The sequence below is a fragment of the Paenibacillus sp. FSL R7-0026 genome (genome assembly GCF_038004485.1).
Classification (GTDB): Bacteria; Bacillota; Bacilli; order Paenibacillales; family Paenibacillaceae; genus Paenibacillus; species Paenibacillus xylanexedens_A.
On sequence record NZ_JBBORG010000001.1, the window covers coordinates 918,629 to 943,704 of the forward strand.

A 25,076-nucleotide genomic window follows, 5' to 3' on the forward strand; every position below is an offset into this window, starting at 1 on the left:
GAACCACATTGTCCAAACCAACCAAAGGCTCCTTTACACTACCGGGAGAATCCGGTTATGAGGCACTGACGCTGGAACTTGCCGATCGCTGGGGTGCCGATGTAATCCGTGACAGTGACGGTACAAAGTTGTCCGATGAGATTATTAATGCCGGATACGGCATCTATTCAACCATTTGCATTATTCGGGATCATAATGAGTGGGCATCCCGTAATCTGGATAAACTGCAGCAATGTTTTCTCATTACCAATCCCAAGGTCGCTGTCCAAGATTATGTCTCCATCTATCTGATGGAGGACTTCTTCGCTGAACAATTCAGGGTGAATGATTCCAAAGAAGCGTTTAAATATTGGCAGGTGTATGACCGAACGACTGGGGAAGAGGTACCTAGAGGACAGTGGAATTATGAAAGGGAATCTGGCAATGTTGTCATTACCGGCGTTGCTCCTTGGCATAAATACACGGTGAGTTTCATGGTTTATCGGATATGGGAAGAGATTTCCATGTACAACCATACGACGAATAACTGGGACAAAGAGCACCTGATGCAGATTGACCCGATCTATACAGACACACAAACCTATTTGCTGGATTGGATGGAAAAGTGGTGCCAAGACCACCCGGAAACAACGGTTGTACGTTTTACGTCCCTATTTTATAACTTCGCCTGGATCTGGGGCAGTGATGAGCGGAACCGCCATCTGTTCTCGGATTGGGGTTCATACGATTTTACCGTAAGTTCGAGAGCACTGGATCTGTTTGCTCAAAAATATGGGTATTCACTCTCAGCCGAGGACTTTGTAAATGGCGGTAAATATCGGGTCACTCATATGCCTGCGGATCAGCGAAAGCTAGATTGGATGGCATTTATCAATGATTTTGTCATTGAATTCGGTAAGAAATTAATTGATATTGTCCACAAACATAACAAGCTGGCGTATGTCTTCTATGATGACAGCTGGGTGGGCATGGAGCCGTACAATGATCGCTTTGAGGAATTTGGATTCGACGGTATGATCAAATGTGTGTTCTCAGGTTATGAGGCAAGAATGTGCTCAGGCGTTAAGGCTGATACCCATGAGATTCGCTTGCATCCCTACTTGTTCCCAGTTGGCTTAGGTGGGCTTCCTACCTTCAAGGAGGGCGGAGATCCTACCCTGGATGCGAAGAAATATTGGATTAATATCCGGCGTGCGCTGCTGCGTGAGTCGATTGACCGGATTGGATTGGGTGGATATTTGCATCTGGTTGAGCCTTACCCGGATTTTGTGGATTATATTGAGAAGATCGCCCATGAATTCAGGGAAATGAAGGAGCTTCATCAAGAGGGAAAACCGTATCACATCAAGACAAAGGTAGCCGTGCTGCATAGCTGGGGCAAGTTAAGATCGTGGACCTTATCCGGTCATTTTCATGAAACACATATGCATGATCTGATTCATGTGAATGAGGCATTAGCCGGGTTGCCTGTTCACGTACAGTTTATTGATTTTGATGATATTCGTCAGGGAGCATTGAAGGATGTAGATGTTGTCATCAATGCCGGCTCTGCAGGTTCAGCATGGAGCGGTGGGGAGCATTGGAGTGACCACAAGTCTGTGGACTTATTGACCCAATGGGTGTATGAGGGCGGTACCTTTATGGGCATTAACCAGCCTTCGGCAATGGACGGTTACGACAGCTATTTTAGAATGGCTCATGTGCTTGGGGTGTATGAGGATACAGGCGCTAGAGTTGTTCATGGAAAATGGTCGTATGAGGTTAGTGATGAGTATGGTTTGGTGCCTGAGGGGGCCAGCATACTTCCGAAAAATAACATTTATCTTACTGATGGCTCAGCAGCTGTAGTGAGTGAAACGGATGGTCGGATCACACTGTCCACACATGCTTTTGGAAAAGGAAAAGGGATCTATTTACCTTCCTTCGAATTCAGCTGGGAAAATACAAGACTACTTCTGAATTTGATTCGATTTGCGGGCAATGAATTCCATGAAACAAAGTACATCACGGATAACTTGTATACCGAGTGCGCTTACTATCCTGAGAGCAACATATTGGTTGTGATCAATAATAGCGATCAGGTTCAGTCCACGACGATCAATACAGAGCATGGAAAACAGACCGTGGAATTGGACCCGTACGATACGGTGATCACCAAAATTGGTTTAACAAAATCGGTGTAAGGAGCAGATATGGGTTCTATTTCATAACGAAAAAAGCTCAAGCTGCGGCAATCAGCCAATGCTTGAGCTTTTGTTGTATTCAGTATCTATTAAAGTCTGTATTCCCGACTGGATTTATAAGTTAAATGCGTATTATACAATAAATTTTATGGAAATGCAAGAGGAAAAAGATTGCTTTTACGTAGGCTATCGTTTATGCTAAAAAAAGGAAGTCTACTACATTTTAATAGGAGGTATGGGTGATGGAAAATATGATGATGATGAACATGAGTATGGAAGAAATGATGTGCAAGATGAAATCCATGAAGATGATGATGGAATGCATGGAAGACAAAAGCATGATGGAAGGCATGGACATGAATAAAATGATGTCCTGTATGCAAGAATGCGACGAAATGATGACTACAATGATGGGCATGATGAGCAACATGAAGAAAGCATCGATGTAATTATTGATGATTTATTTAATGTAAAGCTGGCGGGCTTTACATAATGCGCGGAACAGTTGACTGTACGCATCACATCAAAAGCGTAGTAAGCCTTAATCAAGGCGGGTTAATCAGACGAACTGCAGACCGGCTTTTTTCTTTATTTATATTGAAGAATCTTCCTCGACACATCGATACGCATAAGCTTTAATTTGAACCATTGCTCCTGTAGGGAATCGGTCTGAGAACCTTCGGAAGCGACCCGCAGTTTATTAAATATTTCCAATAGCTGGTTGTTAATCCGGTCATAGTTGGCGAGCAATTCACGCAGCATAACAACCTCTCGTTCTTTCTGTAGCAATTCATCCTTCTGCTCTTGAAGCTTTTCGAGAATATCTTTAGCCCATTCCGAGTCTCCTATTGTACGGGCATAATTATATAAATCCAAATAATCGTTAACCCAAGCTTGTGTCCAAGAACTCATGGCGTTATTCACTCCAGTCGGCTTCACATTTCTATATACCGAGTATTATACCCGGAATAATATAATTTACAAGTGGATTATAGGATTTTTTGGGATAAACATAGGTATTATGGTCAATGCCCTAGTCGGTAAGCAGTTTGTCGAGCTTCATATTGTCAGGAAATAAACCTTCATGAGTTCCGATGAAGTATTTCACTTCATTAAATATATATTCTGGAAAATAAATTTAAAATATACTATGTTATAGGTGGATATGATGAAGGGGTACGTTCATTGCTCAACCTTAAATATCTGGAGGGGCTGTGCCATGGTGATATGCATGGGAACAATAATGCTTCTCAACAGGGGAATCAGTTCATCCATGATGACTTTGAGTAATAACGTTGATGCTATGTAATTGTTAGAGGAGACAACGATAAGACATGAGCCGAAAGAAATACTGTAAGCGTATTCAGTTTCTGGATGATTGGAGTCTCAAAACCAAGTTGTACATATTGTTCATTTTTTGTGTGCTGGTCCCGGTCCTGGTCACAAATACCGTGTTTTACCAAAGTATCAAAGGTAACATTGAAGAGAAGGAGCATAGCCGATTCAATGAAATGCAGCAAAGGATCAAGTTCAACCTGCGGAACAGTATAGACAATAGCTTGTATGTGTCCAATTTTCTCTATACCGATGGAACGCTGAACCGGTTCATGGAGTTCAAGTATCGCGATCAGGAAGACTATTACTCTGCCTACTATGATATGCTTAGCAACAACAATCTGGTCAGGTACTATTACAGCTACCAGCAGGTGAATCAAATTACGTTTTATGTTGGCAATGATACCTTCGTCAATGGAGGAAACTTCATTAAGCTGGATGAAGAGGTGAAGAAAAGTGATTGGTATCAAGCGCTGATGAACACAAGCGACCATATCATGATCTATTCGTATTTTGACAAACAGCAGGCGGAGATGTCGCAAAGTCAGGGAGGACGCAAAGTAAGCATTATTCGCAAGCTGGATTACTTTGGGGAGCAACAGGTTGAAAAGGTGTTAAAGGTTGATCTGGACTACGCTTTCATCAACAAATCGCTTAAAAATGAGGGAGCAAATGGGAAGGTGTATGTCGTTTCGGATGGCAGGGTCATTTTCTCGAACGATTCAAAAATGAATCAGATGCGCAAGCCATTTAATCTGATTGCAAACAGTTCAATTGATCCTGTTCAATCCATGCAATCGATTCCCGTCGTATCCGAGGATTGGCAGATTGTCGTCAGCACGGAGAAATTGGACGTTCTGTCGGAGATTGTTAATTCAAAGCTTAATTTGACTTTACTAATTATTCTTAATCTGTTGGTTCCGACACTGCTGATCTGGTTGATATCCAGATCACTGGTCATCAGAGTTGATCGGATAGCAAAGCACCTGGATCAAGTGAAGCATGAGAAATTTGAGGTGATATCGGGACCTGTGGGCAAGGACGAGATCGGCAGCCTGACCCATAGTTATAACATGATGGTCATCAAGATCAAGAACCTGATTGAGATTGTGTTTAAGGGTCAAGTGGAGCGGCAAGCCCTTGAGCTCTCCAAAAAGCAGGCGGAGCTGAAAGCCCTTCAGAGTCAGGTGAATCCCCATTTCATGTTCAACACGCTTGAAACGATCCGTATGAGGAGTTTGATCAAGGACGAACTTGAAACCTCCGATGTCATTCATAAACTGGCACTGCTGTTACGTCAGACGATCAATTGGGGCGACGATCTGATTACAATTGCAGAGGAAATCAATTTTGTGGAGAGTTATCTGAGTATCCAGCAGTATCGCTTTGGCGAAAAGCTGCAGTTTGCAATCCGGATCACAGACGAATCCATTGCTGCCATGATGTTACCCAAACTAACCGTTCTCACCTTTGTGGAGAACGCTTGTGTCCATGGCATTGAGGGGACGTCGAATGATGGGGTCGTGGAGGTATTATTCGAAATTCGAAGTAATGAACTGTACATCTCCATTCGAGATACCGGAGTCGGTATGGATCAGGACAAGCTGGCCTCGCTCCGCAAAATGATGCAAGACCCGAGTATGGATCGGATGAGCGAGCTTAGCAGCATTGGTATGATGAATGCATATATTCGGCTACGGATGTATTTTGATGATTTCGTTCAGGTGCACATATTCAGTGAAAAGGGGAAGGGAACAACGATTGGCATTCAAATTCCTCTTATGCAGGCATCTCAAGAATAAGGAGCGAGGATATGATCAACGTGCTGGTTGTGGACGATGAGCCATTTATTCGCCAAGGACTTCTATTGTTAATTGATTGGGAGTCTTACGGGTTTCAGATTTGCGGTCAGGCTTCCAATGGCATGCAGGCATTGGAGTGCATACGCGCTATGCAGCCCGATCTGGTGATTTCCGACATTAAGATGCCGGAAATGGACGGATTGCAGCTTGCCAAAACCTTGTACGAGCAATATAGCGGTGACATCAAGCTGATTCTTCTAAGTGGATTCTATGAGTTCGGATATGCCAAGCAGGCGATTAAATACCAGGTGGATGACTACATTCTCAAGCCTATTGTGAAGACCGAACTGGTTCAGGTGCTTGAGGAGTTCAGGGTCGCATTTAATGCGCGGACGGAAGAGAAGCGATATCAGCAAAAAAAAGATCGGATTATTATGGCTCAGCATATGCAGTCAATCTTGCTTGGGGTGGCTGAGGAGGATGCTGTTACGAGTCTGCAGCCCCACTATCAAGATGCCGGCATACTGCGTTGCATCCTGATTGAGGCGGAAGCCGGTCCAGAACAGGGAACGGATTGGTGCGCTCGGGTTGAGGCATGGGTGGGCAAGCCTTTGCCGGGACAAATTTTGAAGCCGTTCACAGGTGATAAAAATGCGGTTCTGCTTATTGTTATGGACCTGATGGTGAACCGTGAGGCAGTGACCTTGGAGCAATATTTGACCCGATTACATGCCGATCTGAGCCATGGTCAAGAGGCGGCTATTGCTTGTTATGTCGGGAAGGAAGTACATGAGTTGGAGGCGCTGCACGAGTCTTATCAATCTTGCGGCATAATGAAAAGCTTACGTTTCTTCACCACTTGCAGGCCCATTTATTACTTCGAACTTATGGATACGACCTTATTTGTTAATCGGCCGGGACAGTTCGAAAAACAATTGTTTGATGGGCTAGTCAAGTCTATTGAGGAACAGCAGACGGATGAGTTACACAGTCATGCAAAGGCAATTTTTCAATTTTTTCTGGATGAGCGAATCGAGCCTGGTATTGTCCGCATCCACTTGCATTATTTGGCATACACATTGCTGGATCTCGTGAACAACGATACGGTTGCTCCAGATTCCGGGCTGATGGAATTGACTTTTCTGAAGGTGAACTATGCGATGTTATCCATGGAGGAAAACATTGAACATTTATGCGAATTCTCGCTTATGTGCGCAGAGAAACTGAAGGAGCAGCAAAAGTCAAATGCGATGGGCGTATTAGCCAAAATTGAGGCCTTCATTAACGAGCATTACAGAGAAAATATCAGCCTGAAGTTGCTCGGGGAGCAGTTTTACATGAATAGTGCATATCTGGGGCAGATTTTCAAAAAGCATTTCTCGATCAGCTTCAGTGATTATTTGAATCAATTGCGTATTGAGGAAGCCGCCCGGCTGTTGCGCAGAACAGATCAAAGAGTATACGAAATCGCAACAATGGTGGGATATCGGGATTCCGATTACTTTATTAGCCGGTTCGAGAAACTCATGGGGGAGACTCCTGCACAATATCGTAAAAGTGCCCATGCTGCGTACTCTCTTGATTAACATCCTGCACTCCTTGACGGAGCGGCGGGATATTTTTTTTCGCAGATGCTGGAATTAGTGGGATTCCATCTATAGTTTATCCCGTTGAGAGGGGCATGGAAGCATGATAATTTTAAGTCAGCCTTTGGAAAGCGCTTTCCAAAAAGCTTCTGTCAATATAATCGATGGAGGGGTCATGATGAAAAAGGATGTTAGAAAAAGAATCAAGTATAGTGCTCTGCTCGCTTTAATACTGGTCATCGCACTCACTGGATGTACACCGGGATCGTCCTCGAAAGGGGAAAAGACAGCAGATGGAAGGGAATTGAAACAATTTTCCGCATTTTTTGCCGTACCGGGAAAAATTGCGCCTGACGATAATCGGGTGTTAAAGGCTATTGAGGAGAAAACAGGTGTCAGAGTCACGATGGACTGGCTTACGGGCCAAACAGCCAAAGAGCGGATTGGTGTACTCATTGCAGGCGGCGAATATCCCGATTTTATCGATGGCAGTGATGGTACTCAGCAACTGGTAGCAGCAGGAGCGTTAGTACCTCTTGAGGATTACATCGATAAATATCCAAACATCAAAAATTACCTGGGCGAAGACTGGAAGAAGATGAAAAATACGACGGATGGACATATCTACTTCATTCCTCAATTCGGCAATATACAAGAGAAGTCGATGAAAGTATCCCATGACGGAGAAGCATTCTGGATTCAGAAGGCCGTACTGGAGTGGGATAATTATCCGACAATCAAAACGCTTGACCAATACTTCGACTTGATTGAACGATATAAAGCAGCTCACCCGACCGTTGATGGTCAGCCAACCATTGGATTTGAAATTATCTCCTATGACTGGCGTTATTTTGCACTGGAGAACCCTCCGCTCTTCATGGCTGGTTATCCTAACGAAGGCGCAGCCATCGTTGATAAAGAAACGCTGACGGCCAAAAACTATAATACCATTCCGGAAGCCAAGGCATATTTCAAGAAGATCAATGAGGTATATCATCAAGGCCTCGTCGATAACGAAACCTTTACAGCAAACTATGATCAATATATCTCCAAAATTTCAACCGGACGTGTGCTGGGCATGGTGGATCAAGGATGGCAGTTCCTTGACGCCGAGGCATCACTCGTGAAGCAAAAATTGTATGACAAAACCTATGTACCGTTGTCCATTACACTCTCCGAGGATGTTAAAGGGCGTTATCAGAACAATCCAATCCTTAACGTGAATGGTGGCTTGGCCATTACAAAGAGCTGCGAGGATATCGAGGGAGCACTTCAATATATTAATGATTTGCTGGACCCTGAGATGGAGGTATTGAGAACCTGGGGACAGGAAGGCGTGGATTATCAAGTCGATGACAAAGGCGTGTTCTCCAGAAATGAAGAGCAACGTGCGAATTCCAAAGATCCGGACTGGGTGCTGGCAAACACGGGAAGCCCATTGGTCTATTTCCCGCATCATGAAGGCATGACCGCTGATGGGAAGAATGCTCTTGACCCTAAGGAGCAGCCGGAGGAGTATCTTGCCACATTGAATGACATCGACAAAAAAGTGCTGAAGGCTTATGGATATACGAAGTTTACCGACTTCCTTGAGCCTGCGGAGGAAAATGAACCGTGGTTCCCAATCTATACCTATAATTTTGAACCAAATAAACCGGAGACCATCGCCAGACAAAAAATGGACGATGTAAAACGCAAATGGCTGCCAAAAGTAATTATGACTTCACCAGCCGAATTTGATAAGGCTTGGGAAGAATATCAAGCCACGCTCAAGGAAAGTGCAGATATTAAAGCGTATGAAGATGCGCTGACGGAAGAAGTCCGCAGACGTATGGAACTGTGGGGATAAAGGCCTGTCACACAGAAAGGCTATGGGGAACCCCGTAGCCTTTCTTACACGCTAGATTGGGAGATTGGATAGGAATGGAATCGATTCACCCAGACTGGGTGATATAGATAAACTCGTAAGCAAGGAGAGAAAAAACATGGCCAAAAAGGAGTTGCAGCCTTCGTTAAAAACCAGCCATATCCCAGCGGGAACAAGCTGGATCGGGTACAACCTGTCCAGAATGAAAAGTCAGCGACAATTAATGTGGATGTCATTTCCGTTTATTGCGTTTATCGCTATTTTTGCGTATGGACCATTATGGGGCTGGTTGATGGCGTTTCAGAATTATAGACCGGGCATTGGTTTTATGGAGCAGGATTGGGTTGGGGTGGATCATTTTCGAACGTTATTCACGGACCCTACATTTTTACGTGTCATTCGCAATACGCTGGCGATGAGCCTGATCAGTCTGTTTCTGGGATTTGTCGGCTCGATTGGTCTGGCGCTCTTATTGAATGAACTGCGAATGGTATTGTTCAAACGCGTGGTACAGACGGTTTCCTACCTTCCGCATTTCCTGTCGTGGATCATCGTAACAGGTATTGTTGCGAATGTATTATCAACGGAAACAGGAATAGTTAATGTGCTGTTGACGAAATTGGGCCTGATTGATGCACCGATCAATTTTTTTGCCGAACCCAAATATTTCTGGGGGATTGTAGGTCTGTCCAGCATGTGGAAGGAAATTGGTTGGGGCACGATTATTTATCTGGCGGCCATGGCGTCGATTAATCCGAGCTTGTACGAGGCAGCTTCCATCGACGGAGCCGGACGGTTTCGTAAAATGTTCAACGTCACGCTTCCAAGCATCAAACCAACGATTATTATCCTGCTTATTATTAACGTTGGTAACGTACTGAACGCAGGTTTTGAGATTCAATACTTGCTGGGGAACGGACTTGTGCAGGATGTATCCGAGACGATCGACATTTTTGTTTTGAAATACGGGATCAATCTCGGCAACTACTCACTTGCCACCGCAGCAGGCATTTTCAAAAGTGTGGTCAGTCTGGTGCTCATATTTATCGCCAACGGGATTGCCAAGTCTCTTGGTGAAGAGCGATTGATATGATAAGGGGGCAGAGCTGTGAAACGATTTAGTAGAAAACGAAGCTTGGGAGACTCTATTTTTTCCATCACCAATGGCATATTTATGTTGCTTGTCATGGTTGTTACGTTATATCCTTTTTTAAACACCATTGCCGTATCTTTCAATAACGGGCTGGATACGATCCGCGGGGGGATCTATCTCTGGCCGAGAGAATGGACGCTGCAAAATTACGTCTCCGTCTTCCAAAACCCGAATCTAACACAAGCCGCATTTGTTTCGGTCGCCAGAACTGTGGTGGGAACGGTTGTACAGCTGTTCTGTACAGCCATGCTGGCCTATGTACTGAGCCGCAAGGAGTATATGTTTAACAAATTGGTCACGACGCTGTTTGTCATGACGATGTATTTTAGCGGCGGCTTAATTCCGGGATACATGCTGATCAAACAAGTGGGGCTGCTGAACAGCTTCTGGGTATACATTATTCCCGGGTTGATCGGGGTGTTCAACATGATCGTCATTCGTACCTACATTCAGGGACTGTCGGAGGGATTGATTGAATCCGCGAAGATGGATGGAGCCGGAGATTTTCGGATTTTCATGCGTATCGTGCTTCCCCTATCCAAGCCAGTTCTGGCTACGGTTGCACTGTTTATTGCTGTAGGTCAGTGGAACTCCTGGTTTGACTCCATGTTGTACACGGCAGGAAATCGGAATTTGACCACCTTGCAGTATGAACTGATGAAATTGTTATCCTCTGCGACCTCACAGGGGGGAACCGTCAACGTGGATTCATTCAAAAATGTAACCAACATGGTGACGCCTGTATCCATTCGGGCAGCGATCACGGTTGTGACGGCAATGCCGATTGTTTTACTGTATCCGTTCTTGCAAAAATACTTTGTGACTGGACTAACCATTGGAGGGGTAAAAGAATGAAAAATGCAAATCAAGGCGAACAATGCACGTTTAACAATCCGATTATGCCCGGGTTTTATCCAGATCCATCCGTATGCCGGGTGGGTGAAGATTTTTATCTGGTGACATCAACATTTGCCTATTTTCCTGGCGTTCCGATCTTTCAGAGCCGTGATCTAGTGAATTGGAAACAGATTGGCAATGTGCTGGACCGCCCTTCGCAATTAAATCTTCAGGGAGCAGGCCATTCACAGGGGATATTCGCTCCAACGCTTCGGTATCATGAAGGCACTTTCTATATGATTACAACCAATGTATCACATGGCGGCAATTTTGTTGTAACCGCTACCGACCCGGCTGGGCCATGGTCTGATCCTTATTTTATTGAAGGCGCAGAAGGCATCGATCCAACGATTTTCTTTGATGACGGCAAAGCGTATTACCTTGGTACACGCCCTTGCTCTGAGGGAGTTCGTTATAATGGCAATTGGGAAGTTTGGCTGAGAGAGCTTGATCTGGGCAGTATGAAGCTGGTGGGAGATAGTTACGTTCTGTGGCGCGGAGCGATGGTGGATGTCATCTGGCCGGAAGGCCCGCATCTGTATAAGATCGATGAATATTACTATTTATTGATTGCAGAGGGAGGCACAGGGCCAAACCATGCGGTGACCATTGCTCGCAGTAAAAGTTTGACCGAAGGATACGTCGGGAATCCGAATAATCCAATCATTACACATCGCCATTTGGGTAAACGTTACCCTGTTGTTAATGTAGGACATGCCGACTTGGTGCAGGCTGCGAATGGTCAATGGTTCATGGTCATGCTTGCTTCGCGTCCATATGGAGGGAGCTATAGCAACCTTGGGCGGGAGACGTTCCTTGCTTCTGTCGTTTGGGAGGACGGATGGCCTGTTGTCAATGAGGGCCGCGGAATCCTGGAGGAGCAGGGCACATTGGATTTGAAGCCTGTTCCGGTAGAGCCGCAGCTGCGTTTTGACCATTTTGACAGTGATAAACTGGGCTTGCAATGGATGTTCCTGCGCAATCCTCAGGAGGATCTCTATTCATTAACCGAACGAAAAGGATACTTGCGACTGAGGCTGAAACCGCAAACATTGAAGGAAAAAGAGAATTCCAGCTTTGTTTGTCTGCGTCAAAGGCATATGGATTATGTCGCAGCTACAGCGATGGAATTTGTGCCCGGGAATGCCAACGAAACGGCTGGTCTTGTCGTCATTCAGAACGATCAGTATCACGTACGGATTGAGCGTGCTCTGGCCGAGAATCAGCAGGTGCTGCGTGTGGTGACCGTTATAGATGGTCAGGATAGCCACATTGCGCAAATCGCGCTGGAGGGTGATGTATCGCGAGTGTATATCAAACTGGCTGCGACAGGTCAGCAACTCAACTTCTATTACAGCACGGATGGAAGTCAGTATCATCTGGTGGCGGAACAGGTAGATACAAGTAGCTTGAGCACCGAAGTAGCCGGCGGCTTTGTTGGCTGTTGTATCGGAATGTTTAGCAGCAGCAACGGTACTTCTTCCGATCAGGTAGCGGACTTTGACTGGTTTGAATATGGTTCCATCTAGTAGATTCATCCACATCTGAAATGACTAGAGGCTGAATAGAGTGAATTGACGATTCGGCAGTTGTGGCGACTATGCTACAGATCATATAGAGAAAGCTCAACCATGCAGTTACAAGCGGATGGTTGAGCTTTTTCTATGATGGATATATATTTTCCGATTCCAATAACTCCCTTTCTGCTATATATTAAGAATGATATTCATATAGAAAGAAGGAGATGTTTTGATTTTCAGAAAACTTGTGAGGTGGACTTTAGTTCTAATGTTTCTACTACCTTCCATCGTCAATAGCCAGCATCAAACCGTGTATGCGGATGAGGGGCCTATTGTGGATTTGAGGTATGAACCTAACGAGGACGGCACTATTTTCATTGAAGGAGTGGCAACAGACTCAGCATATGAGAACGTGAGATTGCAGATTAGTACACTTGACGTTAATGCAAGTGGTAAAAGTGAACATGTTAGCTTGTATGAGGCACAAGTAATGACGAATAAAAATGGTTATTTTAGTGTAACCACTTTGAGCATTGACCCCTCTAAAGTAAAGAATGATTATATTTCAATCTCTTTTTATAATGAGAGAGGGAAAGAGTCAACTGTATCACCGGGATATCCTCTAGCTATGCCTAATCTTGACACGAGTCACTTATATGAAGATCCGGATTACATTAAAGTTGGTCCATTTGACAAGTTTAAAGACGGGTACACTCCACCGGTTAAGAATGAAATAGATTATACACAATATGGTGTAGGTACAGCAGCACCGACAGTAACTACAGCAAAACAGATTAAACAAATCGTTAAACCTGTATCCGTAGCAGCAAGCAATACACATGTCATTGTCTTGACTGCAGATGGAACGATATATGGTTGGGGAGATAATTTACATAACGAAATTAAGGATAGTGTTCATCCAGTACTGCCTGTAACAAAAATTAATAAGCTCTCTAATGTAGTGAAAGTAGGGGCAGGAGAACGTTTTTCACTGTATCTAACCAAGCAAGGCGAACTTTATGGCTGGGGAGACTTGAACTATTTAGGAATCAAAACAATGACGGGAACACCCCAAAAAATCACGCTGATCCCTGAGACGATAAAGGATTTAAGTGTTTACGGGAAGGGTGTCGTATTGTTAACGAATTCGGGGAATGTCTATCAGCTTGGAGGAGCCGGTGGCACAGGTATGAAACTCTTGAAGAATCATCATCGAAAAATCAATATTCGAGATGTTGTGGACGTAACCATTGGCGATCTTGATCGTGCTTACGCCGTTAAGAAGGATGGTACAGTGTGGTATTGGAACACCAATATGAAGGACAAAGAAACTACAGCTACACCAATGCAAGGATTCAAAAATATCAAAAAAATCTCATCGGCTGGAGATAACGGGCCCTATTTGATAGCACTGGATAAAAAGGGGAATCTATGGGCTTGGGGTGATAACACTTCACGTCGGTTGGGTTTCAATGTTACCCAGAAGTTGTACAAGCCTCTGATGATTAACAGAGGACCAATTCGATTGAATGGTGTAGAGATGACGTATCCTCGAGTCGATCTTGCATACAAGGCTATTTCCGCTGGGGATGAGGGAGCATTGGTAGTCACTGTTCAAAATGAAATGTTATTTATGGGATATGGTGCAGGTACAGTTAATTTTGCAAGTACTGAGGAAGCGAGAAATTCCTATAAAAACGTATCACTAATCGAAACAAGTTATAAAAATATGTATTGGGTATCCAATGGGAAGTTATGGGTCGCGGGTTATCGGAATGAATATGGACAGTTGGGATTTGGGGTTAAATTGTAGTGTGTTGTTCGTTTAACAAACCTATTAATAGATAACAACCGTCTGTTCTTATAATGGCTTAGGATAACATCTATGTTATGATATTTGCATCTTCAAAAGTTCGATTGAAGGGGCATAGCCTATGAATCAGAGCATACAACAGTTTAAAGCGGATTTTTTCAAAGCGTTGGCACACCCGATGCGGATTCAGATTCTGGAGCTGCTGAGTGAAGGAGCCAAAAACGTGAATGAACTGCAAAGCATTCTGGGATCGGAAGGCTCTGCCGTTTCACAGCAACTGGCTGTATTGCGCAGCAAAAACGTTGTCCACGGAATAAAAGAAGGGACAACCGTCACCTATTCGCTGCGTGATCCGCTGATTAAGGATCTGCTGGCAGTCACCAAACAGATTTTTGACAATCATCTGGTTGATGCCATTTCCATGCTGGAAGATATTCGTAAAGAGTCTTGACACAATAAGCAAGAGCAACTGGGTGTAATCTCCGGAGGTTCTTGTTTTTTTGTGTTAGGTTCCTGCTGGGATTGTGCGTAATCCGATTGACAGGACGTATGCAGGGGAGTAGTCTTTTAAATATATTCAAATATTCAAATATATGAAGAAAAGAAGGTTTTTGTACATGAAATGGATGGGGAGATATGCAGGGTACAATGCTGCCGCTTTTCGCAAGGATCTGTTATCAGGACTGATTGTAGGTATCATTGCGATTCCACTCGGTATGGCCTTTGCCATCGCTTCCGGGGTCAAACCGGAGTATGGATTGTATACCACAGTAATCGCAGGGATTCTCATTTCCTTGCTGGGTGGGTCCAAGTTCCAGATTGGCGGGCCAACGGGGGCATTCATTCCGATCCTATTTGCCATTGTGATGCAGTATGGATATGAGAATCTGCTGATCGCCGGAATGATGGCCGGTTTGATGCTTGTACTTATGGGCGTATTCAAGCTTGGCGCATTAATCAAGTTTATTCCAAGGCCGGTGACTATCGGTTTTACGGCAGGGATCGCCGTCATTATTTTTAGCGGACAAATTACGAACTTTCTGGGACTTCGAGGCATCGAGAAACACGAGGATTTCTGGTCCAATATGAAAGAAATCGGGATGCATATCTCGACGATTAATATATACAGTGTGCTTACAGCTGGAATCTGTCTGGCTGTTCTTCTGCTTGTGCCCAAGTTTGCACCAAAGGTGCCTGCGTCACTGGTGGGGCTGGTTCTTTCGACGGTAGTCGCGGCGTTCTTTTTTGAAGGGCAGGTGGCTACAATTGGTTCGTCCTTTGGCGCGATACCTAACTCTTTGCCTCAGTTTCATGTGCCTGAGATCACTTGGGAGCGTATCGTGAACTTGCTGCAACCCGCTTTTGTCATCGCCATGCTGGGTGGGATTGAATCGCTGTTATCCGCAGTTGTTGCCGATGGCATGACCGGAAGTCGGCATAACAGCAATCGAGAGTTGATTGGGCAGGGGATTGCTAATATGGTGACGCCGTTATTTGGTGGTATTCCTGCAACAGGAGCGATTGCACGTACAGCAACAAATATCAAATCTGGCGCAGTATCGCCATGGTCTGGTGTGATTCACGGTGTAGTGGTTTTGCTGGTACTTGTTCTTTTTGCGCCATATGCATCCCACATTCCTCTTGCCAGTATGGCTCCCGTTCTCATGCTGGTGGCCTGGAATATGAGTGAACGAAGATCCTTCATGAATGTCATGAAAACCAAAACGAGCGATTCACTCGTTCTGCTGATTACCTTTTTGCTGACCGTATTTACAAGTTTAACAACGGCTGTAGAGGTTGGGTTAATTCTTGCTGTCCTTTTATTTGTTAAACGGATGAGTGAGGTGTTAAAGGTTGCCAAAGTACTGCCCGATCCCGAGCATAAACATGAGAAAGTCATGGCGCACATGGTTCGGGAAGGACATGACTGTCCGCAAATAAGCCTGTATACAATTGAAGGGCCACTTTTTTTCGGCGCAGCGGATATGTTCGAGAAGTCGGTCATGGATTCGATTCATCGGCGACCAGGTACTCTGCTGTTGCGCATGGGCAAGGTGCCTTTTATGGATACAACAGGTGAATCCAATCTGGCCCGTGTTGTCAAACATATGGAGAGATCCGGGGGCAGGGTTTTACTTTCAGGCATTCAGGCGCAACCGTTGGAGATGCTGAAGAGAACAGGATTGATTGAACGGATTGGTCCCGATCATATGTTTGAGCACACGGGTGAAGCCATCAATTATTCATTGCAGCATCTGGATGTTCAGAAATGTAAGGGGTGCAAACATTTTGCCTTCCGTGAATGTGCTGCATTGTCGAGCACTGGCGGCGATTCGGAGCGTAATAACCTGCTGAAACCTGGAAAGCGAGTCAATGCAAATAACCTTATATAATCCCGCTGATGCGAGATGGAGCTATAGGAGTCTAAATAGTATTTGTTTATTAAAATATATATTCTGGAAAATAAACGAAAAATATACTATGTTATAGGTTGATAGGTGAAAGGATTACATCGTTCATCAGATGAGAAATAATCATATAAAACCGAAGGAGCAACCATATGTCCATTCAACCGACTGCTTTACGTTCAGTGCTTAACCCTAAGTACCTAGAGTCTGCATTGAGGAATCACTATGACATTGGAACATGGGAAGAATGTTTATTTTGGCTTAGAGGATTGAATGATACCTACCGGGTTCGCACGTCCAGTGGCATGTACATTCTCCGTATCTACCGCACTGAAATCACGGAGGCAGATGTTCAGTATGAGCTTTCATTATTGTCTCAACTCAAGAACGTAATAGGTTCTGCGGAACATACAGACATTGGAGAATACATCGAGAAGAAAGATCATACGGGATATACGGTGATGGAGGCTGCGGAAGGCAAGCGGGTTGCTGTAATGTTTCGGTATATTGAGGGTACGGAGAACAACCTGGAGAATGAGGAGTCTTGTTACGCCTTTGGTCAATCTGCGGCTGAATTGCATGAGGCTATGGATCAGGTGAACATGGAGCTGCCACGATATGAGCTTGATTTGAAATTTCTTATCGATGAACCCCTTGAGCGAATTATCCACTATATCGGTGAGAACAATGAAGCAGCAGCATTTCTCCATACGTTTGCCACAACGTTAAAAGAACGCATCGTTGCCACTTCCAGACAAGACTTGGACTTTGGTCTGTGCCACGGCGATATGCATGGGAATAACAATGCGTTTCAACAGGAACATCAGTTTATCCATTATGACTTCGAGTGGGCAGCCAAAGGCTGGCGTGCCTATGATTTAGCTCAAGTGAAAGTTCGAAAAAGACAGTCTGATGAGCGAAAGGCAGCATTATGGGATGCGCTAATGGCAGGATATCGTTCAGTCAGAAGCTTCTCTGCCGAAGATGAGCAGGCGGTTGATCTCTTTATTGTTGCTCGCCGATTCTGGGTGATGGGACTAGATGTTGCTTTTATTGAGTGTGATACGGGTGCGCTGGACTATGGTTCGGATTGGCTGGATAGTTTCGTAGAAGAGTTCCGGGATACGGGGATTATATCCTAGCGAATGATGAACATTATTTTAGGTGTAGGTTTGAATGCTTTAAGACCCTTCCGAGTCAACTTGAACTCGGGAGGGTCTTTTTCATCTTATATTGAAGGTAACAGGGGTACTTATTAGTTGGATGATGATGAAGAAGCAGCAGCAGCAGCCGATGCTGCGGCAGCTGCGGCCATGGCGGCCTGCTGGGCGATAATAATGTTTGTGATGCTGGTTGAGATGGTTGTGGTTAGAACACCGTTGCGCAGATCCTCTACATGTTGTATGGCTACCAGAGCAGACGAGAACAGGAGCAACTCCTGTTTGTCGATTGACCAGGCACCGAAGCCTTTTTGAGTCCGTAACCAGTCATTTGTTTCTGCGACTTCATCCACTAATGATTCTCTGTCCGAAGGCAGTAGAGAAAGTATCCCGAGAGAGGGTAACGTATACGTTTTATCCATTCGGAGACCCCTTTTGCGAAAAGCTTCATTTAACGCAATCACTCGAGCCCCTGCATCCGGGACATCCTCTCCAAGAACCAGGACCTGTGTTAACGCCTGCACACTGTTTCTGGAAGAGAACTCCGGTTTTAATTCGCCATAAAGTTGTTCCATACGTGCCACACCGGTATCTACTTCGAGATCGGAAAGGGCTAACATGGCAGCGAAAATGTAGTCATCCTGTCCAGTGAGGAAACGATGCTCTGCTTTCATGCCATCATAAAATGATTTGGCCCGCTCCACCGTAGGTTGAAACTGGTCAGGTGATGTCTGAGTAGCGATCTGATAGGCGGCAATAACCAGATAATCGGAGTTGCGGAATTTGATCTCTTTCATCAAGTCATAGACATGCAGGGTATCTGCCAGTCTCGTCTCTTCATCCGTTGTAAGGGAGAGCATGGCAGCAATGCTAATGGCCGAATTACCTCTGAATGCAGAGAAAAGTTTTGTGTTTTGCTTAATCAACTCATGGCTTTGACGAATAGCTTCCCCATCCGCTGGTTTATTCTCCGCTGCATAGAGCAGGGCAGCCAGACGTTGCATCATCGCATGTTGCCATTTGAACGACTTCTTGATGATCTGGGTGTTGGAAACAAATAATTCAACTCGTTCTGCATGATGCTGCTGCATAGGCACACCTCCATATTCACTGTTATTCAACAATACCCTTCCAGCTTCCTTCATTCCGTCGATGTAAACAGATTAGATGATTAGGAATATTAAATGAACTAAAGCGATTATTCCCATAGGGTAGATCAATGATCTGGAGAACCCGTTTTTAAATTCATTTCGAGGATGTTTTTCGAAAAAGAAGTGTAATACGGTATGTATGATGAAAAAGATATCCAGCACCCAAAATGTAATGGTCTGATATGAGCTAAAAAGCAGAGAGAGGATGATGGTATACATTGGCAGGTGAATCCAAGTGAAACACCTATAGGCCTTATCATCTTCCATATCTTTTAACACCATAAACAATTTCCACTCGGACCGCCTGATGGCATCCATTTCGTGAAGCAGAAAGAGAGACAGGTTAAACAAAAATAAAACCAGTAAAAAGTCAGGCATGTAAAGTCTCCCATTTTTCAATTTTATACAAGCAGGTCAATAGCGAACAAGTCACTTACGGTATTGCGACCCACATATACAATACGTGAGTTGTCCTTTGGGGGTTCCAGCAACCTCCCTGTCGAGTCATGTATTCGAAAGTCTCTGTCACTTTGTTTACACAACGCTGCAGTGAATTGTTTATTGAACTGTCTGCCATATTCATTAAGCGGTTATCCTATACCTATATGTGTAGTGAATCCGTTTCCTCACATTCCTTGTTGTATTTCTGCGGCACATCTCGTACAATTTGGTGAAGTAATTCTGCATTGCGTTAATGTGAATGTGAAAATTAAAGATTACATCAGGAAGCTGTACACAAGAAAAGGGGAGAATCGTTTGGAATCAAAGCAACTATCTAGAGGGCTAAAGCCCCGCCATGTAGAGCTGATTGCACTCGGAGGTACAATCGGCGTTGGTTTGTTCATGGGATCGGCAAGTACGATCAAATGGGCAGGACCATCCGTGCTGCTGGCTTATTTATTGGCTGGTATCGTTATCTTTTTTGTCATGCGTATTATGGGTGAAATGTTGATTCAGGAGCCGGTAACCGGTTCGTTTGCTACATTTGCTCACAAATATATTAGTCCGCTTGCCGGATTCCTGACCGCCTGGAGCTATTGGTTCCTGTGGGTTACGGTTGGTATGGCGGAAGTTACGGCGATTGGTATCTATGTCGGGTATTGGTTCCCGGATATTCCGCAGTGGCTGCCTGCACTTGCTGGGGTGCTCATCATTGCGGCGGCGAATCTGGCGGCCGTGAAGTTCTATGGGGAATTTGAATTCTGGTTTGCGATGATCAAAGTGACGGCTATTGTGGCGATGATCGTGATCGGAACAGGTCTGATCTTCTTCGGCTGGGGGAACGGAGGACAGCCAATCGGGCTGTCGAATCTGTTCAGCCATGGTGGCTTCTTCCCTGGAGGCATCAAAGGTTTCCTATTTGCACTGTGTATCGTAACGGCTGCGTATCAAGGGGTGGAGATGGTCGGTATTACAGCAGGCGAAGCGGAGAATCCGAAATACACCTTGCGTAAAGCGATCAAAAATATCGTGTGGCGTATTCTTATTTTCTACGTCGGAGCTATATTCGTTATTGTAACCCTGTACCCTTGGAACGAGGTAGGCGAGACGGGAAGCCCGTTTGTGCTGACTTTTGCCAAAGTTGGTATTGTGGCTGCAGCGGGGATCATTAACTTTGTGGTGCTCACGGCGGCCATGTCGGGATGTAACAGCGGGATCTACAGTGCGGGACGGATGTTATACACCCTGGCTGAGAATGGGCAGGCACCTGCCTTTTTCAAAAAGCTGTCCAAAGGCGGGGTTCCCCGCAACAGTATCGTCATTACAATCTCCTTGCTGCTGATTGGGGTTGTGCTGAACTACCTGATGCCGGACTCCAAGCTGTTCCTGTACATCTACAGTGCAAGTGTTCTTCCGGGTATGGTTCCATGGTTCGCGCTGGCGTTCAGCCAGTTCCGATTCAGAAAGCGTTGGGGCAACGAGATGGCGGATCATAACTTCAAGTCCAAATGGTTCCCGATCAGCAATTACATCATTATTGTGTATCTGATCCTCGTCATTATCGGTATGGCGTTTAACCCGGATACGCGCTTGCCTCTGGTTGTTGGAGCTACGTTTATGGCCATCGTGGTGGCTGGATATTTCGCATTTGGCATTGGCAAAAGACAACGGATAGATGGCGGCGAAGATCGCTAGTCTAATATTCAAAAATCAACTTATATCGTAATATCATACATGCATTCCTTGAAACGATTGGAGAACCTGAGGGTGATTCAGCGTCATTCAGGGAGTGCATTTTTTTTATCCGCAAAATTCATACTTGAATCTCCTGTAACTGGAGGTTTTAAGATTGGAGGTAGAAAGGGAGGCTTTAAGCATATGAGGGCAGTGGAATGGATTTATCTTATTTTCAACCTGCTTATATTAGTGGGGGTAATCGGGATCGGGAGACAGAGTCAACATTTTCGGAAAATGGTATGGGGTGGATTCGTCATATCGGGTGTGCTGCTGATCATCCATGGTGTGGTCGAAGGACTACGTTGGCCGATGATTCCGGTGTATCTGCTCACGTTGGTTCCACTGGTCTTGTTATTTACAAAGGCAAGACGCCAGCAACAGTCAGGTGAAACCTCGCTGAACAGCAAAGGTTCCGGGGCATCTGCTTCGAAATCACCTGTGGCGGGGAAATTCGGACGTGTTCGAATCATCGCAACGTCTTTCCTGGTGTTGCTATACGCTGTTGTGAGCATTGGCTTGCCACTGCTGTTCCCGGTGTTTTCGTTTGCTAAGCCAGCAGGTCCCTATGGAATCGGAACGGTATCCTACGACTGGACAGATAACAACCGAGAGGAATTGCTGACGAGTACTGGGGAAAAACGCGAGCTGATGGTACAGATCTGGTATCCAACGAATCCAGAAGCAGAGGGCGAAACAGCTCCTTATGTTAATAAGCCGGAAATCTACGGGACAGCCTTCAATGAAGTGCTGAAACTGCCAAAGCTTTTATTTTCCAGTCTGAGTCAGGTCAAAACGCATGCGATACAGGAAGCTCAGTTGTCTGATGCCGAAGCCAAGTATCCGGTTGTTCTTTTCTCTCATGGTCTGCATGGCTATGAAAATCAGAATACGTTCCAGGTTGAGCAGCTGGTCAGTCAAGGTTACATTGTTGTAGGCATTAATCACACGTATAGCAGTCTGGTGTCCGTATTCCCGGATGGACGTGTGGCGCAGTTTGAATCCGAAGGAAAAGAAGGCTTTGAGCAGCTGCAATTCAGTTACATGGACAAGTTGAATGAGACATGGGTGAAGGATGCACAGTTTGTACTGGATGAGGTAGAGAAGTTGGCTGAGGGGGACCCGAGTGGGCGGTTTACCGGACATATGGATCTGGACAACATTGGCATGTTTGGACATTCATTTGGCGGAGCAACGACAGTACAGATGTTAATGGATGATCCACGTGTGAAAGCAGGCATGAATATGGACGGCGTATTGTTTGGCAAGAAACGTATCCCTGTGGAAGGTGTGGGCAAGCCGTTCCTGATGATGAGTGCAGACTCAACCGTTGCAGGTACAAGTGTGATGAGTGACGAGGAAATTGCTGCGATGGGCACGACCCGCCCGGAAGCCGAGAAATATTACGAGGAAGTGTATGAGCGCTATGAACCGGTAACCGCAGGAGGGAACTTCTGGATGGAGCTGACCAACACCAAACATCTGAGTTTCTCCGACCTCTACCTGATCTCTCCACTGCTCGAATGGACACAGGGTGTAGATGCGAGGGGAGCGCAACAGTTGGTCAACGATACGACGATTGATTTCTTCAACCACTACTTGAAAGGGCAACCGCTCCATATGGACAAGGAATTGGGAGAACATGAATTCTATTCGTTGAAAAAAGGCTAAACGTATAAATGGAAGGAGACTGGAGTTCAGTCTTCTTCCATTTGTTTTAAACGTAACCGCATGCCCTCCTGTAACAGGTTAATGCCATCTACAATCTGGCTCCATTCGGGATTCATCACCTTGCACAGCTTGTTAAAACGCAAAATACGATCGGTCACGGAGTCCAGCATATATCGGGCCTGTTTACTAAAAAATACTTCAGGTGTTTCAGCATGCTCGACACTTGCATACATCAACACAAAGTCCCACACCATGCTTTGCACAGCAGGGCTATCGATTGCCCAACGCTTGTCCAGAGCTTCGGTAGTGCGAATGCGAATAGCCTCCATTTTTTTCACCCAGACGTCTGCTTCGACTTGTGGTTGATTGGCCATAATGAAGAACGGAACCTCCAGCCGAGCCAGATCGGCCCAATAGGCCGGATCATTGATCAGTTCCTGAATTTCCTTCCAGGCGAGTGTTTGCTGAGCCGTCAGTTTGGTATCTTTCATCATGTATTTATCGAAAAAGTGCAGAAACGACACTCTCCAATCCTGCGGAATGCTGTCCAGCAGATGGGATTCATCCACCTTGGCAGCAACAAATTGTTTTCGCTTGCTTGCATTGGCCGATAGCGATTCTACCAGACTGGAGATATACGTGAGAGACTGTTCCGAATGTAAGGAAGTTTCTTCTTCATGCCGCTTGGCTTGTTGCAAAATGGAGAGCATGGAACTCATCGTGCCGATCTGGGTTTCCAACGCTTCAATCTGCAGATCCAGCGCCTGTGCTACCGCCAGTTCACCGGACATGAGTTTTCGAATATCCGGTATGCTGAAATTCAGATAACGTAGTGTTGTAATGAGTTCGAGTTGCCACAGGTCTTGCATTGTATAGAGTCGATGCCCGCCTTCTGTATGACTGGAGGGTTGTAACAGTTCAATTTCATCGTAATAACGGATCGTTTTCACCGTGGAGCCGATCAGTTTGGCTGCTTCACCAATGGAATAGGGTTTTTTACTTGGGTTCAACGAGATCACCTCATGTTCTATTATACAATCTCCAGTTAGGGGAGATTCAATGCTAGACGACTGTCAGGGAATTCGGACGAACTTAGTTTAAATTTCACCCAACTCGGTTACAAAGGAAAGAGTGCAACTTTTATAAAACAACTTCTGATAATAAATTTAACATTTACATGATAACGAAGAGAGCGCAGAAATAACCTGAAGAAACGGAGTGCTCGCCTAAAAGCTTTCTGCAAGAAAGCTACATCGGAAGCATACGCTATGACCGGATTTTCACCTTAAATAAGGGAGAGCAAAAAATCTGGGGATAACAGCGATCGTAAGGTTATTCTGTGATCGTAGTGATCAATGTAAATCAGCGAGGAGGAATTGAACATGGCTAATCAAGACCAGCACACCATGCAAGATCCAACGACACAATATCCGAAGGCTACACCAGAGTGGAAACAGCAACAGGATGAGCCGGGGCTCCAGCGTGAGATGACCCCTGTTCCCGATGCGGGTGAGAAAAGTTATAAAGGCAGCGGACGTTTAACAGGACGCAAAGCAGTTGTGACCGGGGCCGACAGCGGAATTGGCCGGGCGGCAGCGATTGCGTTTGCCCGTGAAGGTGCAGATGTTGTTCTGGCATACTTGCCGGAAGAGGAAGCAGATGCGCAGGAAGTTGTGAAGCTGATTGAGGAAGCCGGTCGCAAAGCAATTACGATGCCAGGTGACCTGAAGGATGAGAAATACTGTGAAGAACTCATTGAATCTGCAGTAAAAGAGCTTGGCGGAATTGATATTCTTGCTAACGTGGCAGGTAAACAGCAGTTTGTTGAGCAGATTGCAGATCTGACCACTGAACAATTCGATGCGACGTTCAAAACAAATGTCTATTCCATGTTCTGGCTCTGCAAAGCAGCTGTGAAACACATGAAGCCGGGCAGCTCCATTATCAACACATCATCGATTCAGGCATACAAACCTTCGCCAATCCTGCTTGATTATGCAACAACGAAGGCATCCATTAACACGTTTAGTAAAGCATTGGCCCAACAGGTGGGTAGCAAAGGGATACGTGTCAACGTTGTTGCACCAGGACCGGTATGGACACCGCTCCAGGTCGTGGGTGGACAACCAGTCGAGAAGCTGGCCGATTTTGGCTCCAATACACCGCTTGGTCGAGCAGGACAACCTGCCGAGATGGCTCCGGCATTTGTGTTCCTGGCAAGCCAGGAATCCAGCTATGTGAGCGGTGAGACACTGAATGCAAATGGCGGTACGGTTAGTCCGTAAATAGTCTTAGGTAATCCGATCAAGAGGATACGGTCTCCATATTGGGGGCGGTATCCTCTTTTTTGTCGTT

The 25,076-nt window shown here is 45.3% G+C and carries 19 protein-coding genes; 15 read left to right on the forward strand and 4 right to left on the reverse strand.

Features of this window, described 5'->3' with window-relative positions; genetic code table 11:
* Nucleotides 1–8 precede the first annotated feature (8 nt).
* Together gnpA and MKY44_RS04200 are read left to right on the forward strand one after the other, a co-directional pair.
* Nucleotides 9–2,183, forward strand: a complete 2,175-nt coding sequence (gnpA, locus tag MKY44_RS04195) for a 1,3-beta-galactosyl-N-acetylhexosamine phosphorylase (RefSeq protein WP_341006126.1) — start codon at nt 9–11, stop codon at nt 2,181–2,183.
* A 242-nt stretch (nt 2,184–2,425) separates the two neighbouring features.
* On the forward strand, nt 2,426–2,632 hold the full coding sequence (locus tag MKY44_RS04200) for a hypothetical protein (protein WP_341006127.1): 207 nt from the start codon (nt 2,426–2,428) through the stop codon (nt 2,630–2,632).
* Nucleotides 2,633–2,771: 139 nt separating this feature from the next.
* Here the strand turns inward: MKY44_RS04200 and MKY44_RS04205 are convergent, their stop codons facing one another.
* Nucleotides 2,772–3,095, reverse strand: a complete 324-nt coding sequence (locus MKY44_RS04205) for a hypothetical protein (RefSeq protein ID WP_341006128.1) — start codon at nt 3,093–3,095, stop codon at nt 2,772–2,774.
* 422 nt (nt 3,096–3,517) lie between these two features.
* Here MKY44_RS04205 and MKY44_RS04210 point away from each other — a divergent pair, with 422 nt between their 5' ends.
* The 10 genes from MKY44_RS04210 to MKY44_RS04255 all read left to right on the forward strand — a co-directional run bounded on the left by MKY44_RS04210 (nt 3,518) and on the right by MKY44_RS04255 (nt 17,706).
* Nucleotides 3,518–5,320 carry a cache domain-containing sensor histidine kinase gene (locus MKY44_RS04210; RefSeq protein ID WP_341006129.1) on the forward strand — a complete coding sequence of 601 codons (1,803 nt, stop codon included), beginning with the start codon at nt 3,518–3,520 and terminating at the stop codon, nt 5,318–5,320.
* A gap of 11 nt (nt 5,321–5,331) precedes the next feature.
* Nucleotides 5,332–6,906, forward strand: a complete 1,575-nt coding sequence (locus MKY44_RS04215; protein WP_341006130.1) for a response regulator — start codon at nt 5,332–5,334, stop codon at nt 6,904–6,906.
* A 175-nt stretch (nt 6,907–7,081) separates the two neighbouring features.
* Nucleotides 7,082–8,755 carry an extracellular solute-binding protein gene (locus MKY44_RS04220; RefSeq protein WP_206537064.1) on the forward strand — a complete coding sequence of 558 codons (1,674 nt, stop codon included), beginning with the start codon at nt 7,082–7,084 and terminating at the stop codon, nt 8,753–8,755.
* 136 nt (nt 8,756–8,891) lie between these two features.
* A complete protein-coding gene (locus MKY44_RS04225; RefSeq protein WP_036606005.1) occupies nt 8,892–9,866 on the forward strand; it encodes an ABC transporter permease in 975 nt (324 codons plus the stop codon).
* Nucleotides 9,867–9,881: 15 nt separating this feature from the next.
* Complete coding sequence (locus MKY44_RS04230; protein WP_017690606.1) at nt 9,882–10,781, forward strand: carbohydrate ABC transporter permease; 900 nt, start codon at nt 9,882–9,884, stop codon at nt 10,779–10,781.
* A complete protein-coding gene (locus MKY44_RS04235; RefSeq protein WP_341006132.1) occupies nt 10,778–12,352 on the forward strand; it encodes a glycoside hydrolase family 43 protein in 1,575 nt (524 codons plus the stop codon). Before MKY44_RS04230 ends, MKY44_RS04235 begins: the two co-directional genes overlap by 4 nt.
* A gap of 220 nt (nt 12,353–12,572) precedes the next feature.
* Nucleotides 12,573–14,156, forward strand: coding sequence for an RCC1 domain-containing protein (locus tag MKY44_RS04240; protein ID WP_341006133.1), 1,584 nt, complete (start codon nt 12,573–12,575; stop codon nt 14,154–14,156).
* Nucleotides 14,157–14,277: 121 nt separating this feature from the next.
* Complete coding sequence (locus MKY44_RS04245) at nt 14,278–14,607, forward strand: ArsR/SmtB family transcription factor (RefSeq protein ID WP_017690603.1); 330 nt, start codon at nt 14,278–14,280, stop codon at nt 14,605–14,607.
* 166 nt (nt 14,608–14,773) lie between these two features.
* Entirely contained in the window at nt 14,774–16,549 is a 1,776-nt protein-coding gene (locus MKY44_RS04250) for a SulP family inorganic anion transporter (RefSeq protein ID WP_341006134.1), read from the forward strand.
* A 167-nt stretch (nt 16,550–16,716) separates the two neighbouring features.
* Entirely contained in the window at nt 16,717–17,706 is a 990-nt protein-coding gene (locus MKY44_RS04255) for a phosphotransferase (RefSeq protein ID WP_341006135.1), read from the forward strand.
* Nucleotides 17,707–17,819: 113 nt separating this feature from the next.
* Here MKY44_RS04255 and MKY44_RS04260 read toward each other — a convergent pair whose 3' ends face one another.
* Both MKY44_RS04260 and MKY44_RS04265 read right to left on the reverse strand, forming a co-directional pair.
* A complete protein-coding gene (locus tag MKY44_RS04260) occupies nt 17,820–18,815 on the reverse strand; it encodes a DUF4003 family protein (protein WP_341006136.1) in 996 nt (331 codons plus the stop codon).
* Between the two features lie 72 nt (nt 18,816–18,887).
* The gene (locus MKY44_RS04265; RefSeq protein WP_341006137.1) at nt 18,888–19,253 is read right to left on the reverse strand and encodes a DUF6713 family protein; all 366 of its coding nucleotides are present in this window, start codon (nt 19,251–19,253) and stop codon (nt 18,888–18,890) included.
* 378 nt (nt 19,254–19,631) lie between these two features.
* Here MKY44_RS04265 and MKY44_RS04270 point away from each other — a divergent pair, with 378 nt between their 5' ends.
* Complete coding sequence (locus tag MKY44_RS04270) at nt 19,632–21,011, forward strand: amino acid permease (protein ID WP_074093579.1); 1,380 nt, start codon at nt 19,632–19,634, stop codon at nt 21,009–21,011.
* Between the two features lie 183 nt (nt 21,012–21,194).
* Entirely contained in the window at nt 21,195–22,721 is a 1,527-nt protein-coding gene (locus MKY44_RS04275; RefSeq protein WP_341006138.1) for an alpha/beta hydrolase family protein, read from the forward strand.
* A gap of 26 nt (nt 22,722–22,747) precedes the next feature.
* On the opposite strand, the gene MKY44_RS04280 is transcribed toward MKY44_RS04275, so the two are convergent.
* On the reverse strand, nt 22,748–23,731 hold the full coding sequence (locus MKY44_RS04280; protein ID WP_341006139.1) for a MerR family transcriptional regulator: 984 nt from the start codon (nt 23,729–23,731) through the stop codon (nt 22,748–22,750).
* Nucleotides 23,732–24,103: 372 nt separating this feature from the next.
* Here MKY44_RS04280 and MKY44_RS04285 point away from each other — a divergent pair, with 372 nt between their 5' ends.
* Nucleotides 24,104–25,006, forward strand: a complete 903-nt coding sequence (locus MKY44_RS04285) for an SDR family oxidoreductase (protein WP_017690578.1) — start codon at nt 24,104–24,106, stop codon at nt 25,004–25,006.
* Nucleotides 25,007–25,076 lie beyond the last annotated feature (70 nt).

Bases quoted from the DNA above. Each gene is read 5' to 3' on its own strand.
- MKY44_RS04200 (WP_341006127.1), top strand. From the start codon at position 2,426: ATGGAAAATATGATGATGATGAACATGAGTATGGAAGAAATGATGTGC.
- MKY44_RS04205 (WP_341006128.1), bottom strand. From the start codon at position 3,095: ATGAGTTCTTGGACACAAGCTTGGGTTAACGATTATTTGGATTTATAT.
- MKY44_RS04210 (WP_341006129.1), top strand. From the start codon at position 3,518: ATGAGCCGAAAGAAATACTGTAAGCGTATTCAGTTTCTGGATGATTGG.
- MKY44_RS04215 (WP_341006130.1), top strand. From the start codon at position 5,332: ATGATCAACGTGCTGGTTGTGGACGATGAGCCATTTATTCGCCAAGGA.
- MKY44_RS04220 (WP_206537064.1), top strand. From the start codon at position 7,082: ATGATGAAAAAGGATGTTAGAAAAAGAATCAAGTATAGTGCTCTGCTC.
- MKY44_RS04225 (WP_036606005.1), top strand. From the start codon at position 8,892: ATGGCCAAAAAGGAGTTGCAGCCTTCGTTAAAAACCAGCCATATCCCA.
- MKY44_RS04235 (WP_341006132.1), top strand. From the start codon at position 10,778: ATGAAAAATGCAAATCAAGGCGAACAATGCACGTTTAACAATCCGATT.
- MKY44_RS04245 (WP_017690603.1), top strand. From the start codon at position 14,278: ATGAATCAGAGCATACAACAGTTTAAAGCGGATTTTTTCAAAGCGTTG.
- MKY44_RS04250 (WP_341006134.1), top strand. From the start codon at position 14,774: ATGAAATGGATGGGGAGATATGCAGGGTACAATGCTGCCGCTTTTCGC.
- MKY44_RS04255 (WP_341006135.1), top strand. From the start codon at position 16,717: ATGTCCATTCAACCGACTGCTTTACGTTCAGTGCTTAACCCTAAGTAC.
- MKY44_RS04260 (WP_341006136.1), bottom strand. From the start codon at position 18,815: ATGCAGCAGCATCATGCAGAACGAGTTGAATTATTTGTTTCCAACACC.
- MKY44_RS04265 (WP_341006137.1), bottom strand. From the start codon at position 19,253: ATGCCTGACTTTTTACTGGTTTTATTTTTGTTTAACCTGTCTCTCTTT.
- MKY44_RS04275 (WP_341006138.1), top strand. From the start codon at position 21,195: ATGAGGGCAGTGGAATGGATTTATCTTATTTTCAACCTGCTTATATTA.
- MKY44_RS04285 (WP_017690578.1), top strand. From the start codon at position 24,104: ATGGCTAATCAAGACCAGCACACCATGCAAGATCCAACGACACAATAT.